Consider the following 15,438-nt stretch of genomic DNA (forward strand, 5'->3'; position numbering starts at 1 on the left):
TTGTCGCGTCCTCCATGTGATCAAGCCTGCTGCCGACAGACCGATAAAGCCAGTAGATAGTTCTGATGGCATCTAGAATCATCGGTTATGGAACTGCGCCAGCTGCGGTACTTCGTCCGTGTCGTCGAGGAGAGCGGTTTCATTCGCGCCGCCGCCCGGCTGCATCTGGCTCGGCCCGGCCTCAGCGCCCAGATCCGCCAGTTGGAGAAGGAGTTGCGGCAGCCCCTGCTTGACCGCTCCGGCCGGTCGGTGACGCCGACAGAGGTGGGTCGGGCGGTCCTGCCCTACGCCCGCGCCGCGCTGGCCGCGGCTGACTCGGTGCGGCAGACCGTCGATTCGTACACGGGGCTGCTGCGCGGCCGGGTCACGCTCGGGATGGTCTCGGGCGCCATCGGCCACGCTTTCGACATCGCCGCTCTGCTCGCCGACTTCCACGACTCCTGTCCCTCAGCGGAAGTGGCCCTCACCGAAGACACCACGGAGCGGATGCAGGCCGCGCTCCAGGCTTGCGAGCTCGACATCGCCGTTCTCGGAACGGCACAGGTGGACTTCCAGATGGTGATCGACGTTCCGCTCGTTGCCGCTGTCGCCCGGGAATCAGCTCCCCTGCGGGCCGCTCCGGCGGTCGGGGACCGATCAGGGCCGCGGGGCCGCGGACGCTTGCCGGGGTGCGGACGGTCCGTCCGTGGCGGGCGGCCATCATGCACCTCCGAGCACGTCGGCGAGGTCGTTCGGGTCGTAGGCCCAGCCCGTGAGCGGGCGCGGTGACGGCTTGGGCCGGGTGTAGTGCTCGTGCACCTTTGCGATCACCTCGTCCGTCCGCGGGCGCAGGTAGTCGCTGGTGGTGGTGATCCGCCGGTGTCGCATGACCTGCTGGGCGTCGATCAGGTTCAATCCGGGGTCGTCGAACAGCCGTCGACACAGGGTGTGCCGCAGGTCGTGCAGGCAGACATTCGCACCGATCCGCGCGTTGATCCGGTTCAGCACCGTCCGCAGCGCGGTGTAGGTCAGCGGGCTAGAACGTCTTTCAGGCCGGCGGGCTCCTCCTCGGTCAGGGCGGTGGGGTGGCGGGTGAGTCAGCCGGTCACCTGCCGTACCGTCGGCGGCCGTGGCGGCACCCCGGCCGGAGCCGTGCGCAGGGTGGCGATGTGGGCGCGGACCATGGCGTAGGTGACGGGCGCGTTGTCGGCGAGGAGTTCGCGGTGGAGGTGGGTAACGCTTGTGCATCCTGCGGCGAATCGTCGTTCCAGGTAGGGCTTGTAGGGGGCCAGTCTGCTGGGTCGGGGTTGGTTCTCGCGGATGGTGTCCTGCCAGCGTGCGGCGGTCGCGTACCGGAGCACGGTGTTGAGGCCCCAGCCCAGGTGCCGGGCGATCGCCCGGCGTGAGTGGCCTTGGGCAAGCATGTCGTGGACCAGTGCATGTGCGGCTTTCTTTCGCTCGGCCCGCCGGCCGACGGGCTCCGAGTCGTCCTGCGGCCGACCGGAAGCCAGTCGGCTGGTCTCTGGCAACATGCCGCTGGGTGACGGATTGCGTAGGCAGTCGCGGTGGGCGGCGACGCAGGTCTCCACGGCTCGGCCGAGGCCCTGCCACGGATGGAACCGGTCTGCGACCTGCAGAGCGTCGGGGGCGCCGCGCCGGGCCCCCTCGGCGTAGGCGCCCGCCCGGTCCCGGCAGATGATCTCCACGCCGGGGTGGCGGATCAGCCACGCGGCCAGCGGCCCGGCTTCACGCGTAGGGATCACATCGACCACGCGATGGTCTTCGACGCTGGTCAAGACCGTGGCGTAGGTCTGACCGCGACGGATCGCGAAGTCGTCCACGCCCAACACACGCGGAGTACTGAACCGTGGATCGGGCAGTGCCATGACCCTGCGTAGCAAGGTCATCCGTCCCGCGCCGAAGCCCAGCTGGGCAGCCAGCCGAGCGCCGGCCCGCCCGGCCAGGGCGAGCCCCACTCGCTCCAGGGCTCGGTTGATTCGAGTCGTGAACCGTGCGTGCGGGGCGGCCAGCCGCGAGAAGCGCTCGGCAAACGTTCGGCGCTGGCAGTCCGCCGACCCGCATATGAAGCGCCGGACCGTCAGCCGGATCACAAAGCCCTGATCAACGAGCGGAAGGTCCTTCAACCTGCGCTGATAGCGGTCGTGCACCCGGTCCGAGAAGCGGCCGCAGTTCGGGCATGCAGCCCCGGCCGCGCGACCTCTCGCCATTACCTCGACCGTGTCGAATGCGGCTGAAACCGCCTCGACATCCACATCGTCGATCCCGTCGAACACAAGCGAGTCCCAAAACGGTGCGTTGGTCCGCATGACCAGCACCATCGCCGTCCACAACCAACCACGAAAGCGACGGCCAAGGGCTTGACGAAGCGTCACTTTCGGTTGCCAGAAGGCAAGGCGTACGCCGTCTCACATGAGCCAGTCTTCTCACAATCGAACACCGAAGTAACCCTCCGCGACGGCTCCCCAAGATCTGTGCCAGAACCCACTACTGCTCGATAAAGCCACATCGATGAAGAATTCGAGCGCCGCACCTTGCCGGAACCCAACAACACCGAGTTGGCGAGGTTCGGCTGGTGGTGGACCAGATCAGTAAGCGGATGGACCCTCCGGTAATGTTGATGAGGACTCTTGACGCCTTCTCGGACGGTGGGGACAGGATGATTCTTGTGACGGGTGCGACCGGCACCATCGGCCGGTACCTGGTACGGGCGCTGGCGGAGGCGGACGTGCCCTTTCGGGCACTGGTGCGGGACGCGGACAAGGGCAAGGAGCTGGACTGCGAGTTCACCGTCGGAGACTTCGACGATCCGGTGTCGATGGGGGCCGCCCTGAAGGGCGTTGACCGTCTTCTGCTCAACAGCGGCGGCGCGCTTCCCGTGGTTGGACAACAGCCGATGATCCGGCAGCAGACCGGCGTCATCGACACGGCGCGGGCTGCCGGAGTCTCGTGGGTGGTGAAGATATCGGCGTGGCAACCCGGACCGGAAGCGAAACTGTCTGTACGCGCGCATTGGGAGATCGAGCAGTACCTCAAGGCGTCCGGGCTGCGGTGGGCGTCACTCCAGCCCACCGGCTACATGCAGAATTTCTTCACGGGCGAGGGCGGCTTCACCCACAGCGGCGCCCTGGAAGGACCGTACGGTGCGGGACGTGTGGCGTACATCGACGCCTACGACATCGCCGCCTGTGCTGCGGCGTTGCTGACAGGCCCGCCCGGAGGCGGCGAAGCCTATGCGCTCACCGGGCCGGAGGCACTGACGCATGAGGAGATCGCCGCCAAGCTCACCGTTCCCTTCCGCGATCTGACACCTCAGGAGGCAGCTGAGGGTCTCCAGGCACAAGGGTTGCCCGGATGGTTCGTGGAAGACCTTCTTCTGCTCTACGCAGAGATGGCAGCCGGTGCGATGTCAGAGGTGACGACGGCGGTGCGGGAGCTGACCGGGCATGCGCCGCGTACGTTCGACGAGTTCTTGGCGAACAGGTAGGACACGCTTGTAGAACCGTCAATCCCGCAGCGTCAGAGATCGGAATCCAGGAGCAGTGAAGGCCCGGACCGGAAGACCGCGTGTCGGGCCGACTGTTCCTCTGATGACCACCTATGAAACACCAATGTCCGGCCCGTCGGTGGAACCGAGGATGCCGTCCGTCGTTGAACTGATCACGGCGGCGACTCATTTGCGGGCCTGCGACGTTCCCGAGCTCCGCCAAGTGGGCCGGCACCCCCTCGTCACCCCGAAGGTTGCGTGGAGGCACCGATCTTGGGCAGAGAGCGCGTTGTCGGCGTCCTGCGGCGTTGAAGGAAGGGGCGGGGCCGGAACGCCAGAAATATGCCGTAGTAACCGGTGAGCGCTGGTCAGCGGGTGGCCGAGCTTGGACTGACCAGGTCCTCGGTCGCGGGCAGGCACTCGGCGAGCAGGTCGATGATGTCGTGCCAGGCTCGCTGTGCGTGTCGTGGGTGGTAGGCGACGCCGGGGACCGTGGGGTGGTCGACCGGTGGGTGGTGGAAGGCGTGAAGGGCTCCTCCGTGGACCACGAGGTGCCAGTCGACGCCCGCGGCCTGCATCTCTGCGGTGAACGCGTCCCGTTGGGCGGGCGGCATGATCGGGTCTTGCGACCCGACCCCGGCCCAGACCGGGCAACGGATGCGTGCTGCCTCGCCCGGTCGGCCCGTGGTGAGCGCGTTGACTGTCCCGATCGCGCGCAGGTTGACGCCGTCGCGCCCGAGTTCCAGCCCGACGGCGCCCCCGGTGCCGTAGCCGACGGCGGCTATCCGGTCGGGGTCGGTCCGCGGTTCGGTGCGCAGCACGTCGAGCGCCGCGTGGCCGATGCCCCGCATCCGGTCGGGGTCGGCGAGCAGCGGCATGCAACGGGCCAGCATCTCCTCGGGGTCACCCAAATAGCGCCCGCCGTGAAGGTCGAAGGCCAGCGCCACGTATCCCAGCTCGGCGAGAGCATCGGCCCGGCGGCGCTCGACGTCGCTGAGGCCCATGCCCTCTGGCCCGAGCAGCACCGCGGGCCGGCGGTAGACACCGGCCGGGAGTGCGAGGTGCCCGATCATCGTCAGACCGTCGGCCTGGTACTCGACCGTGCGCGTTGTAATCGTGGTCATGAGACTGGACTTTGGTGGTCGTCGAGCCCGGTCGGGCCGGGGTTCACCGCCGGCGGAACAGCGCGGATGTCCCTCTGAAATGCGGCGGTGGCCCACAAGAACCGTCAACCCCCCTCCCCACAGCAGTGCTGTCGGAGCCCCCGCCCGGGCCATCCCTGCCGGCGGAGGAGCGGCTGGGGCTGGCGATCGCCAACCGGTTTCACCGGGCAGCGGGGCCCCGGTCCTCCGGCTGAGCGGTTACGGCCGGGCCGGTCAGGATGCGGTGGGGGCCGCCGCATCGAGGCCGCGGGTGGCGACGAGCTGAGCGCTGCAGCGATCGCCGACCAACGGCCCTTGGCAACCCGTTGCGCAACCTGTTGGGCAACGGGTTGGGCAACGGGTTGGGCAACGGGTTGGGCAACGGGTTGGGCAACGGGTTGGGCACGCCGTTGCCCAACGGCGATACGGTGGCGGGGCGCGGCCCTCCCTGCCCCCCGAGGCGGGAGGGCCGCACCGGGGTCACCGGCAGCACATAGAGGTGATCAGCGCGGCCACCGTGCCCAGCGCCGTCAGGATGCCCAGGGCCACGCCCAGCGGTTCCCCCACGGCCGGGTAGACGTGAGCGAGGACCGCCCCGACCCCGCACGCCATCAGCGTCACCACGTCGTCTGGGACAAGCGCTACCAGGCAAGCAGAAACGGGAAAGTGAGTCACCGCGGCATCGGAATTGGCCGGCGCAGGCCGAGCCTCGCTCAGTTCCACGGCCCAGGCATCGTCGGGCAAGGCGTAGTGGAACAGGACGGCGTAGTGACGGCTGCATATTCTCGCAGCTCCCAGGGCATGCCAGCAGGCTGCCACAGCTGCCGCGTCGGAGTCTCGCGAACATCCCGCTCTCACCCAAGCGCTGCCCCGCCAGCATTTGCGGGACAGCGCTCACCCAACCAATCGCCTCAAGCAATGGCGCGGCTTGGCCACCCGGTACGAGAAGACCGTTACGGTATACCGCGTCGGCCTCCTCGTCGCGGGCATCTTCCTCAGGTCTGCCGGCTCAGAGAACAGGCAGCTCACGGCCGGAGGCATTCCTCCTGCGGGCCGAAGCAGACGAGTACGTGCTCGCGAGCCAGTGCAGCGGCGTACTCGGACACTTCCTCGGCCTTGTCATAGGACACGAGGAGGTACACCATCGGCCCCGATGCCTCCTCGATGACCGGCGGTGACGCCCATACAACACTGCAGTCGTTGTCCGGGTATCGCGCGACGAGGGCTTCCACGAACGCCACGATGCGCGGCACCGGAGCTACGGCAACATCGTCCGACTCCAGGGAGCGCTCGTAGAGCTCGTTGTACGTCGAGCCCGCTTGGCCGTCGTCGAGTGGACGGTCGCCGTCCCACATCGCAAGGTCATAGCTCACCAACGCATCGTCGCAGGCAGCAGTTCCTTCGGACTTAGCAGGCCCTGAGAACGCACCGCCATCAAGGGATCCGAAAGAGTGCTCCTAGCCGACCGAGAAGGCGCCGAGCTTGAAGGAGTCGGCGCAGAGGCTGAAGACACCGCCCGGCGAGCCGTCCGCCTTCATCACGTTCACCGTGGTGCCCGCGTCCTTCGGCAGCGCGACGTTGACCGTGGATGATTCCGTCCTGCAGGAGAGGCGCGCGGTGCCCTCGGTGTTCACGTCGTTGTACATCACGTTGGCCGTCGCCGTGCCGCCGGCCGGGATGTCGACCGCATCCGAGCCTTCCTCGGAGTTGTCCGCGGAGACCGGCCCGCTGCCCTTCGCCTCGTCGGTGACGGTCACGACCGTGGGACCGACGATGGTGCAGGCGGCGCCGGAGGAGTTGGTGATCCTGAGCGAACCGGCGGCCGCCTGCGACTCGCTGGCGTGGTTCGCGCTCTGGCGGAACTGCGCCGAGGTGTTCTGGGTGGTGCAGGCCGCTGTGACGCCGCCACCGGACGAGCTGCCACCACCGTTCGAGCCGCTCCCGGACGAGCTGCTGCCACCGTTCGAGCTGCTCCCGGACGACGCCCCGGGCGAAGCCGCGGTCGAGGCCGACGAACCGGTGGCGGCGTCAGCCTCGTCGTCGCTGTTGCAGCCGGTGAGTGCGAGCGCGGACAGTGCAACGAGTGCGCCGGCAGCGGCTATGCGGGTACAGGCACGAGTGCGCATGAACTTCCTTCTTCCCCATCAAAAAAATCTAAGAGCGAACTGGGAAGAAGGATGATCCTTCAAGACGCACTGGTTGCATCCGAAGGCACGGTCTCACCAAGTCCGCACGAACTCCGCCCAAGATCGTTTCCAATACCCGCGCCGCCCGCTCCACCTCGGCGAACCCCCGCGGCCACGCGGCCACCGTCTCCGGCACCGACGCGTCCTCCCTCGACAGCCGCCGCATCACCGACCGGCCGGCCACCGTCCGCCGGACCCTCACCGCCTCCGGTTCGCCGAGGCGCTCCACCACGTAGCCCCGCACACCGTGCAGGACCTCATAGGCGTCCCGCTCGATTCGGTTCAGCAACCGGTGGATCCGGTCCGGGCCCGCATGCCTGGCCTCCTCCGCCGGCGTCCAAAGGGGCCCCGGCCGGTGAGCCGGGCGATCACGCCATCGGACGGTCCCGCGGCGGACTGACCACGAAGATCCACGTCGCGGCAGTAGGCCGGTGCAGGCCGCTGGCGTTCGTCCTCACCGCCGGACAGGCCGACGGCGTGGCCACCTTCACGGACGTCATGGCCCGCCTGGGTGTTCCCCGCCCTTCTGGACGGCCATGCTCCAGACCGGGCCTGGTCCTGGCCGACAAGGCGTACTCCTCCCGCGCAATCTGCGGGAGGAGCGGACGTTCTTGGAGAGGTGGGGCAGTGCGGAGCTGCTCGATGTCGTGCTGGTGCGGCCGGATGTCAAGGTGGAGGTGGTGGCGGACACTTCCGTCGATCCTTCGGGCCGATGGCGCCACCCCGTCCCGATGCACCGCGTCCGCACCGACCTGACCCCTGCGGACGTCGAACAGGTGCGGGAGTCCTGACCCCTGTTCCGGAGGCCAGCACCGGGGCCGGAACGCGGAGGCCCCGTTCACCCGCCCCAGGGTCTTCGTCATGCTGGTGCCGGTCGTCCGGGCCGGCGGCTGGGTGAAGCCGCTCCCGTCCCGGCACCCTCCGTGGGCTACGGGGTGAGGCCGAGGTGATGCTGGTCCTGGGGCAGACTTCGGGGTGGCTTCGAGGCCGTGCTCAGGTCAGGTGCCGTCGCAAGAGGGGGGCGTCGGTCACGGATGAGCCGGAATCAGGCCGGTCAACGGCTGTACCCCATGGGTGAGCGGATCATTGGGCATGTTGCGCGTGTAGAGGGTTTCCCTCCTATTGGGCGACTTGAAGGGTTTTCTCATGGCAGGAATTGTCATTGACGTGACCGACGCGGACTTCGAGGTGAAGGTGGTCGGAGCGAACGGACCGGTGCTCGCTGCCTTCCGGGCCGAGTGGAGTGACGTGTGCCGGGCATTGGACCCGGTTCTGGCGGACGTGGCGAAGGAGTACGCGGACCGCATCGTCATCTGCCGGCTAGACATCGACGAGGGCCCCGAGACGCCGCGGAAGTACAGCATCACCGCCATTCCCACCCTGCACGTTTTCAAGGGCGGGAAGATCGTCGACACCTGGATCGGGCCTGCCAACAAGACCAGGGTGGTCAACCTGATCGCACCGTACGTCTGAGCCCCACTCCGCCGTGCCGCCCGAACCATCAGCACGGCGGAATGCGCCGGAGATTTCGCTGTACGGGGGCCAGGCGCCGGGGGAGCCGTCGGGCGGCAGCTTGTGGAGCTTGTCGGTGATGTCGTAGATGACGAAGTAGGAGGTGTGCTGCCCGTAGTCGTGGCGTACTTGACGACCTGGTGCAGGCCCTATCCGGGACGGAGGCCGATGTGGCGAGGAGGCACTGCTGCGACTTGGCCGGGGAGTCATCTGTCTGGATGGAGAGGGCGATGAGGCCGCAGGTTGGAGAACTGCGTGCCGCGCGGCGGCTGGCCAAGACATCATTTACTGACGTCTCATGCTGATGAAGGGGCTCTCGTCGTGCTGATCTACGCTTTCCGTGATGCCCAGGGGCTCTGGTACGGGGATCCTGATGCCGTCATCCACGACCTCCGGCCAGGGCGCGGGGTGCTGACTCTCCCGCCCACCGCGCCAGGCCAAGACCGGGGCATGTTTGATGGCCAGCAGGTCGAGGTTCTCTACGCGGCATGCGATGTGGAAGCGAGTCAGACGAGCTACCGGCTCGACGGCGGTGGCTCCTTCGTGGCTACCTGGCATGTCCACGAATTACTGTCTCCGGCCTACCAGCGCGTGCTCACGACCCCTTCTGCATCGCGGGATGCGGCGACGGTAAGGCTTGAGATCGGCAGCTCGCACCGCCGCTACAGCGTGCACGCCGACCTCCTGGCTGAGGGCCGTATCGAGCTCACCGTCGTCGTCTGCACTCCTGACGGAGTCATCCGCGGAGAGCTCACCGGAGAGGTGGACACACGCGACCTCGCCGAGGTCGGCCGTCTAATCGCCGCTGCTCCACTTACCTCCGCTGAACAGACGACGCCGTCTGTAGCCATTCCGGCCCCAGTCAAAGCCACCCGCCATGGCCAGGGATGGGCTCCTGAAGCAATCGCCCACCTCAAAGAGCACTACCGATCAGGCAAGAGCCCAGAGCAACTGGCTGAGGAACTCGGGCGCAGCGAAAAATCCATCCGCTGGAAGCTGCATGGCCTCGGGCTCGGACCCTTCCCCAGGGATCTGGTGCCCGATCCACGCGTCCCGGTTGAGGCAGAAGAACCCAAGGCGTACTCCGTGGAAGAGAAGCGGCGACTGCACCCCAATGCGTACAAACCCTGGGATCCCGAAGACGAACAGCGCCTCGCCGAGCGTTGCGCGCAAGGTGCTTCTCTGTCCGATCTTTCGCAAGAATTCGGCCGCAACGAAGGTGCCATTGCCTCCCGGCTGCTAAAGATCCAAGCGGAAGGACCGGCCGCCGAGGACGCCTGGGAGTACGGCGGATAGGGCGACATCACGCCGTCTGTGACTGGCTGAGCGTGCGGTGCTGGGCTTCGCCTGTGGTCTGCACAATCACACCCTGTCTATGGCTGCAACATCGGCCTACATGGCCCACCGCTGGATGGTGGGGGAGTGGTCGCGGCCGGCGTCGTGCTGCTTGCGCGCGTGGTGGTAGGTGCATTGCCAGGTGTGGGGCCAGCGCGGGTTCCATCAGGCGTCGATGGCGGTGAGGGCCTGGCTGGTGGTGGGGGCCAGACGTCCTTGTCGGGCTTTGCGGCGTGTTTCTACCGTCAGCGGCCGAGAGGGAAGCCGTCGTACTGGGTGTCCGCCCCGGGGCGGGTGGACAACGTGGTCCAGGTCCTGGCGCGGAGCGCCGGCATCGTCCTGGAATACGACTGGCGGGCCTTCAGCGCCATCGGAGCGGACATCGGTGACGCCGATCTGCTCGGCGTCCCGGCGGGCACCCCGCTCCTCGTCCGCGAGGGCGTGAGCTGCACTCCGGACGGAGAGCCCGTGCTGTTCGTACGGCGCCGCATCAACGGCGAACGCGCCCGCTTCGTCCTCAACTTCCGCCCCGGCGGGGAGGACTGAGGGACGCAACGGGAGCGTTCGCCCCGGGCGCTGTCCTCGGGCGCGGACCGGGCACCGTCGGCGAGTTCCAGGTCCAGCGGGGGATCGCCCCGGGACGTGATCCGGAGCTTGCGGTAGACCCGCGTCAGATGCTGCTCGACTGTGCTCACCGCCAGGAACGGCCGGGCCGAGATCTCCCAATTGGTCGGACCCTGCGCGGCCAGGGTGGCCACACGCTGCTCGGAACCGCTTAGACGGTGTCCTATGCGGTGAGTCGGAGGAGTCGTTCGAGACCCCGAAACAGGACGGCAGAGCCCGCCAGGCGCATCCGCTCACCAGCACGTAGACGATTGCCGCGAACAGGGTCTCATCAGGCGTGTCCTGCGTCCCGCCGCCCTGCGGCCGCACCTTCGACGGCGGGATCAGCGGCTTCGCGATCTCCCACAGCCCGTCCGGAACAATCCAACTCCACGTATCCCGCCCCATGAACAGTCCAACGAACGACCATCACGTAGGACACGGTGTTAAGAGCTCGTAACACGATCTTGTGACCTCGGATTCTGCATCGCCGACACGGCTGCCTGCTCACTCGCGATAATTGAACTATGGACAGCTACGAGGCCACCGCGACGCTTGAGTGGTGGGCCAACCGATCTACGTGTATGGGCAGGCTTCGTGTGCAGGTCATCGCCTCCATCGGCAGCATCAGCGGCTTGTCCGACTCCGCGCCGCCCAGGACTGCCGTCTGGATCTGCCGCCTGTCATCCCGCAAAACAGCCCCCACCCTTTGCTACCGGCGACGGCGAGGGCTGGTTGCGCGGGCCCGAGCGGGTCCTCAGAGTCCACGAGGACGCCTCGGTGACCAGCCACGACGGCCATCAGACGCCTGCCGCCCGGCCACGCCTGCGCGTGCCCGAGCCCACATCGTTCTTCAGGACAGTGAAAGCGTCGGACGGACGTTGACCTGGAACGACGACAACGCTGGCGGGCTGCTGGTCCCCACCCTCGATCCGGCCGGCGAGCACCCTGCGGTCAGGGGCACCGCCCTGCAACTGCTCGTCGGCTGTCTCTCCGTCCATGGCGAGGCGCCCTACGTCTGTCTCGGCCCGCCCACCACGACGGGGATCACTACTGCGGGCGGAGTGCTGCCGAACCGTTCTGTGGCAGGCTCCGCCTGCCAACGGGCTTTGTCGTATTGGGTGTTCGGGCGGGGAAGGCCACAGCCGTCGTCGATCCGAACCGGACAAGACCTTGTCCGGTTCGGATCGAATCCGGGCATCCGGCGGATACTACGAAATGGGGTGGAGGCGGACTGCCGAGTCCTGCCTTGCCGCTGTACTTCGAGCGGGCATGAAGTCGGGGAGGGCGAGGGCTGAATGGGCTGGTCGCCCCTCTGCGGAAGGTACGCCGCTGAGGTTGCGCAGCATCTCGTTGCGCCGCTCCAGGGCCCGAGCGGTGGTCGGGAAGAGTGCGGCATCGCCCTCGCCGACCTGGTCCTGGTTCAGGGTCACGAACTCACGGGTGTTGTGTTCGTAGGCAGCGAAGCCCGCGGTGTGGTCCCGCTCGGCCAGGGAGGCGGCGAGCATGTACGCGCCGACGAGCGCGAGGCTGGAGCCCTGTCCGGTGAGAAACGAGGGCGCGTACGCGGCGTCGCCCACCAGAGCGACCCTGCCGCTGGACCAGCGGGGTATGCGGATCTGGCTGACCACGTCGAAGAACAGGTCGTCCGCGTCGCGCATTGCGGCGACCATGCCCGGGACCTCCCATCCCGCGTCGGCGAAGACCGAGGCGACCAGGTCCCGTTGGGCTTCCGGGTTCCGGAACGCGTGGAACGGCGGTTCCGGGCGAGCGAAGTTGAGGAAGGCGTGCACTTCGTCGTTGTCCCCGACGGAGTAGAGTGCCGCGGCCCTGCCCGGGGTGTTCCACACCGTGCTCTCCCGGAAGAGCCCGAAGGTGTTGCGCATGGTGAACCCGGCGAAGCAGTAGCCGAGGTACCGGTGGAACTGCGCTTCGGGGCCGAACAGGAGCTCGCGGGTATGTGAGTGCAGACCGTCCGCACCGAACACCATGTCGAACGTACGCCTGCTGCCTCTGCGGAAGGTGACGTCCACCCCGTTGCCGGACTGGTCGAGGGTGTCGATGGAGTCGTCGAACAAGAACTCCACATCGTCACGGACCGCCGAGTGGAGAGCGTCGGTCAGGTCCCCGCGCCGAACCTCCAGGTCCCGTCCCGCGACCCCACCGGTGATGGTGTGTGGGTCGACCGAGGCCACCTGGCTGCCGTCCCCGTCGAGGAAGGTCAGCCGCCGCAGGTCGATGTGCGCGTCCTGCAGTCGCGGCAGGATTCCCATCCTCCGGACGACCTCGAACGCGGTGCCGCGCACGTCGATGGGGTAACCACCGTCACGCGGTGTGGGTGCTTTCTCTACCACCGTGACCGCGAATCCGCAGCGGTTCAGCCAGAACGCGAGGGCGGGCCCCGCGATACTGGCCCCGGATATCAGCACCTTGCGCCCCGGCGTGGTGCGGACGTCCCTCAACTCATCGGTTCGGGTCATTCGTTGACTCCTTTGCTCATGGTGCGGGCGACAAGCAGGGACAGCGCTGTGACGGCGCCAGCTATGACGAATCCGGTGACGAAGGCCGATTCGGCCGGGACATCCGACCCGGAAGGGGTACCGGCGGTGAGGAGCGCACCACTGACCTGCGCGCCCACGGCGTAGCCGAGCACGCGCGTCACCAGGACCAGGCTGGTCGCGATGCCGGTGTCGCTCCGGTCGACTGATGTGGCGGTGCTGGTCACCATCGCCGTGACACACAGGCCGTTGGCGAGCGCGATCAGCATCTTGCCGATGACGAGGTGCCAGACCTCGGTGTGCAGGGTTGCCAGGCCGGTCAGGGCGGCGACCATGATGACGATCCCGGCGGTGACCACGGCACGCGGGCCGAGACGCCGTGCGCCGATGCCGCTGATCGGTCCGGCCAGCGACGCGGCCACGGCGCCGGGCAGCAGAAAGAAGCCGATCTCGGTGGCGCCGGCCCCGAAACCGTACTGGTCGGCGGGCACCGCGAACAGCTGCGGGACGAGATAGACCGCCACCGAGGTGCCGAGGCAGATCACGAACGTCAGCACACACGACTTCCACACCGCGGGCCGGGCCAGCATGCGCAGGTCGACCATCGGTGAGGCCGCTCGGCGCTCGACGGCCGTCCATCCGGTCGCGAAGGCGGCCAGAACCACGATGAGGACGCCGAGCACGAGTGGCTGCGAGCCGATGTCGGTTGCCAGCGCGAGCACGATCATGAGGGTGGCCAGCGTCCCGCTCAGGAGAACCAGGCCGGGCCAGTCGACCCCGGCGTCGTCCGACCGGCCTGGCGGATCGTGCGGCATCAGCCTGTTCACGAGCATGGTGGCTCCGATGACCGCGATCGTCGGCAGTGCGAACATCCAGTGCCGGGACAGCCCTTCCGCCACGGGCCCGGCCGACAGTGTTCCCGCCATTCCGCCCCCGACGAACAACCCGCTGACCACCCCGATCGCCACCTTCGACGCTCCTGCAGGGAGGTGTTCACGCACCAGGATGAACGACAGGGGCAGCGCGCCCACCATCGCTCCCTGCAGTACCTGGCCGAGCAGCAGCACTGGCAGGTTCGGTGCCAGGGCGGACACCAGACCACCGGCACAGACCACCGTCATCAGCCGGATCAGGACCCGCTTCCCGCCGTAGCGGTCGCCCAACCTGCCCGCGACCGGGGTGACGAGCGCGCCGGTGATGAGGAGCACGACGCTGAGTAACGCCCCTTCGGCGGGACTCATGTCCAGTTCGCGTTGCAGGAGCGGGAGCGTCGGCGTCACCACCGACTCCAGGGCGCCGGTGGCGACTGCCAGCAGGCCGAGGGCCCCGACATCGGCGTTCCTGATGCGGACTGGGGGAGCCAGAGTTGCGGTCATGGACGTCCTTTCCGTCATTGCCGGGCGAGGGAGGGGTCGGCCGTACATGCAGCGCTGCCGCCTGCCGGGCCCGGCGCGGACACAACGGCCGTTCACGCGGGGCGCGGTGCGGATGGTGCTTCGTGGACACGTCCGAGGTCGTCCGGCGGGGTGAACCCGGTGATTCCGTAGGCAAGTTGGCGCCTGCACGGCTCCGCCGGGCGGATCGGTGCACAAGTGCGGCACGTACTGACGAGATTACACTACACCGTGCAGTGTAGAAAGGTTAGGATGTACCCATGCCGACCACGAAGACACTGCGCGAAGGGTCCGCGCGGAAGCGTGCCGCGATCCTCTCGGCGGCCCGAGAGCTGTTCCTCACCGACGGCTTCGACCGGTCCAGCGTCGACGCCGTCGCCGCCCGAGCCGAGGTGTCCAAGCGGACCGTCTACGACTACTTCGGCGACAAGCGGACGCTGCTGCAAGCGGTCGTCGACGCCGTGGGCCAGTCACTGATCACCACCGTCCGGCGCACCCTCGACGAAACCCTCACCGGCCTCACCGAGGCCGCCGATCTCGAGGACGCCCTGATCGCGTTCTCGATGCGCATCGCGACCGACATGCTCGGCTCGGCAGAGTACGCAACGCTGCAACGGCTGATCCGAACGGAATCCGTCAACCTGCCGCACCAGGGCTACAATTCCATGGCCGACGCCCCCGACGAGGCGATCGCCGAGCGGTTCGCCGCATTTGACGAGGCCGGGATGCTCCATGCCCCCGACCCCCACCTCGCGGCCGCGCAGTTCATCGCGCTGGCCTTCGGCGTCGCGTTGGACAGGCTCGGCTCCGCGAATGCCGCTGAGGACGCCCGCGTCCAGCCACTCGTCGTCGAGGGAGTGCGAACCTTTCTCCGGGCATACCGGGCCGCGTAGCTGCCGGGGCGGCACGAACCAACGGCGCGCCGATGGCCGGCGAGCCGCGCATGCTCGGTTTCAAGGGCGCCACCCTCCAGCAGGCCATCACGGCCTACCAGGCCGAACCCTCCCACGCCTGAGCATCGCAACCCACAGTCGGCGCCGCCATCACCAGGATGGTCGCCAAGTAGGGCTGAGACGCGGCCACCGTCGACAGGAACGATGGGCGGTGGTCGGCACCACCGCCCACCTGTGTCGCTTGCCGACCGCACCCGTCTCGGCAGCGGCGGTCGGATCGGGACTCCCGACAGGTGCGCCGTCGTCGAGCGTGATGCGTACCGTGTCCTGGGTTTCTTTGCCGACAGTGTCGAGTTCGTCGGCGAACCGGTCGTACGCGGTGGCCGCGAGC

14 protein-coding genes and 4 pseudogenes are annotated in these 15,438 nt (G+C 67.9%); 8 read left to right on the forward strand and 10 right to left on the reverse strand.

Annotated elements, in window-relative coordinates; genetic code table 11:
• Positions 1 to 87 precede the first annotated feature (87 nt).
• A pseudogene (locus AB0D53_RS20920) lies at positions 88 to 591 on the forward strand (LysR family transcriptional regulator); the annotation flags it as partial.
• A 108-nt stretch (positions 592 to 699) separates the two neighbouring features.
• Here AB0D53_RS20920 and AB0D53_RS20925 read toward each other — a convergent pair.
• Positions 700 to 987, reverse strand: coding sequence for a hypothetical protein (locus AB0D53_RS20925; protein ID WP_362448655.1), 288 nt, complete (start codon positions 985 to 987; stop codon positions 700 to 702).
• An 89-nt stretch (positions 988 to 1,076) separates the two neighbouring features.
• Positions 1,077 to 2,306, reverse strand: coding sequence for an ISL3 family transposase (locus AB0D53_RS20930; RefSeq protein ID WP_362448658.1), 1,230 nt, complete (start codon positions 2,304 to 2,306; stop codon positions 1,077 to 1,079).
• 266 nt (positions 2,307 to 2,572) lie between these two features.
• On the opposite strand from AB0D53_RS20930, the gene AB0D53_RS20935 reads away from it, so the two are divergent.
• The gene (locus tag AB0D53_RS20935; RefSeq protein ID WP_362448661.1) at positions 2,573 to 3,484 is read left to right on the forward strand and encodes an SDR family oxidoreductase; all 912 of its coding nucleotides are present in this window, start codon (positions 2,573 to 2,575) and stop codon (positions 3,482 to 3,484) included.
• A 368-nt stretch (positions 3,485 to 3,852) separates the two neighbouring features.
• Here AB0D53_RS20935 and AB0D53_RS20940 read toward each other — a convergent pair whose 3' ends face one another.
• From AB0D53_RS20940 to AB0D53_RS20955, 4 genes are all read right to left on the reverse strand, one after another.
• The gene (locus AB0D53_RS20940) at positions 3,853 to 4,608 is read right to left on the reverse strand and encodes a dienelactone hydrolase family protein (protein ID WP_362448664.1); all 756 of its coding nucleotides are present in this window, start codon (positions 4,606 to 4,608) and stop codon (positions 3,853 to 3,855) included.
• A 498-nt stretch (positions 4,609 to 5,106) separates the two neighbouring features.
• The gene (locus AB0D53_RS20945) at positions 5,107 to 5,238 is read right to left on the reverse strand and encodes a hypothetical protein (protein WP_362448667.1); all 132 of its coding nucleotides are present in this window, start codon (positions 5,236 to 5,238) and stop codon (positions 5,107 to 5,109) included.
• Positions 5,239 to 5,651: 413 nt separating this feature from the next.
• Positions 5,652 to 5,999, reverse strand: coding sequence for a hypothetical protein (locus AB0D53_RS20950; protein WP_362448670.1), 348 nt, complete (start codon positions 5,997 to 5,999; stop codon positions 5,652 to 5,654).
• A gap of 84 nt (positions 6,000 to 6,083) precedes the next feature.
• Positions 6,084 to 6,752 carry a DUF4232 domain-containing protein gene (locus AB0D53_RS20955; protein ID WP_362448673.1) on the reverse strand — a complete coding sequence of 223 codons (669 nt, stop codon included), beginning with the start codon at positions 6,750 to 6,752 and terminating at the stop codon, positions 6,084 to 6,086.
• Positions 6,753 to 7,166: 414 nt separating this feature from the next.
• On the opposite strand from AB0D53_RS20955, the pseudogene AB0D53_RS20960 reads away from it, so the two are divergent.
• The 5 genes and pseudogenes from AB0D53_RS20960 to AB0D53_RS20980 all read left to right on the forward strand — a co-directional run.
• Positions 7,167 to 7,280 (forward strand): annotated as a pseudogene (locus AB0D53_RS20960) (IS5/IS1182 family transposase); the annotation flags it as partial.
• A gap of 143 nt (positions 7,281 to 7,423) precedes the next feature.
• Positions 7,424 to 7,603, forward strand: a complete 180-nt coding sequence (locus AB0D53_RS20965) for a hypothetical protein (protein WP_362448804.1) — start codon at positions 7,424 to 7,426, stop codon at positions 7,601 to 7,603.
• A 355-nt stretch (positions 7,604 to 7,958) separates the two neighbouring features.
• Positions 7,959 to 8,285, forward strand: coding sequence for a thioredoxin domain-containing protein (locus AB0D53_RS20970; protein WP_362448676.1), 327 nt, complete (start codon positions 7,959 to 7,961; stop codon positions 8,283 to 8,285).
• Positions 8,286 to 8,645: 360 nt separating this feature from the next.
• The gene (locus AB0D53_RS20975; protein WP_362448679.1) at positions 8,646 to 9,620 is read left to right on the forward strand and encodes a hypothetical protein; all 975 of its coding nucleotides are present in this window, start codon (positions 8,646 to 8,648) and stop codon (positions 9,618 to 9,620) included.
• A 315-nt stretch (positions 9,621 to 9,935) separates the two neighbouring features.
• Positions 9,936 to 10,205, forward strand: coding sequence for a UTRA domain-containing protein (locus tag AB0D53_RS20980; protein WP_362448682.1), 270 nt, complete (start codon positions 9,936 to 9,938; stop codon positions 10,203 to 10,205).
• A gap of 68 nt (positions 10,206 to 10,273) precedes the next feature.
• On the opposite strand, the pseudogene AB0D53_RS20985 reads toward AB0D53_RS20980, so the two are convergent.
• The 4 genes and pseudogenes from AB0D53_RS20985 to AB0D53_RS21000 form a co-directional block, all read right to left on the reverse strand.
• Positions 10,274 to 10,438: pseudogene (locus AB0D53_RS20985) on the reverse strand (helix-turn-helix transcriptional regulator); the annotation flags it as partial.
• A 34-nt stretch (positions 10,439 to 10,472) separates the two neighbouring features.
• A pseudogene (locus AB0D53_RS20990) lies at positions 10,473 to 10,670 on the reverse strand (transposase); the annotation flags it as partial.
• 803 nt (positions 10,671 to 11,473) lie between these two features.
• Positions 11,474 to 12,742: an FAD-dependent monooxygenase gene (locus AB0D53_RS20995; RefSeq protein WP_362448685.1), complete on the reverse strand. Its 1,269-nt coding sequence runs from the start codon at positions 12,740 to 12,742 to the stop codon at positions 11,474 to 11,476.
• Positions 12,739 to 14,136: an MFS transporter gene (locus AB0D53_RS21000; protein ID WP_362448688.1), complete on the reverse strand. Its 1,398-nt coding sequence runs from the start codon at positions 14,134 to 14,136 to the stop codon at positions 12,739 to 12,741. The genes AB0D53_RS20995 and AB0D53_RS21000 overlap by 4 nt, the downstream gene beginning before the upstream one ends.
• Before the next feature lie 278 nt (positions 14,137 to 14,414).
• On the opposite strand from AB0D53_RS21000, the gene AB0D53_RS21005 reads away from it, so the two are divergent.
• Positions 14,415 to 15,047 (forward strand): TetR/AcrR family transcriptional regulator, encoded by a 633-nt coding sequence (locus AB0D53_RS21005; protein WP_362448691.1) that lies wholly within the window; start codon positions 14,415 to 14,417, stop codon positions 15,045 to 15,047.
• The last annotated feature ends 391 nt before the right edge of the window (positions 15,048 to 15,438 follow it).

This window comes from Streptomyces sp. NPDC048295 (assembly GCF_040652135.1).
GTDB lineage: Bacteria > Actinomycetota > Actinomycetes > Streptomycetales > Streptomycetaceae > Streptomyces.

Bases quoted from the DNA above. Each gene is read 5' to 3' on its own strand.
- AB0D53_RS21000 (WP_362448688.1), bottom strand. From the start codon at position 14,136: ATGACCGCAACTCTGGCTCCCCCAGTCCGCATCAGGAACGCCGATGTC.
- AB0D53_RS20995 (WP_362448685.1), bottom strand. From the start codon at position 12,742: ATGACCCGAACCGATGAGTTGAGGGACGTCCGCACCACGCCGGGGCGC.
- AB0D53_RS20945 (WP_362448667.1), bottom strand. From the start codon at position 5,238: ATGGCGTGCGGGGTCGGGGCGGTCCTCGCTCACGTCTACCCGGCCGTG.
- AB0D53_RS20970 (WP_362448676.1), top strand. From the start codon at position 7,959: ATGGCAGGAATTGTCATTGACGTGACCGACGCGGACTTCGAGGTGAAG.
- AB0D53_RS20955 (WP_362448673.1), bottom strand. From the start codon at position 6,752: ATGCGCACTCGTGCCTGTACCCGCATAGCCGCTGCCGGCGCACTCGTT.
- AB0D53_RS20940 (WP_362448664.1), bottom strand. From the start codon at position 4,608: ATGACCACGATTACAACGCGCACGGTCGAGTACCAGGCCGACGGTCTG.
- AB0D53_RS20930 (WP_362448658.1), bottom strand. From the start codon at position 2,306: ATGCGGACCAACGCACCGTTTTGGGACTCGCTTGTGTTCGACGGGATC.
- AB0D53_RS21005 (WP_362448691.1), top strand. From the start codon at position 14,415: ATGCCGACCACGAAGACACTGCGCGAAGGGTCCGCGCGGAAGCGTGCC.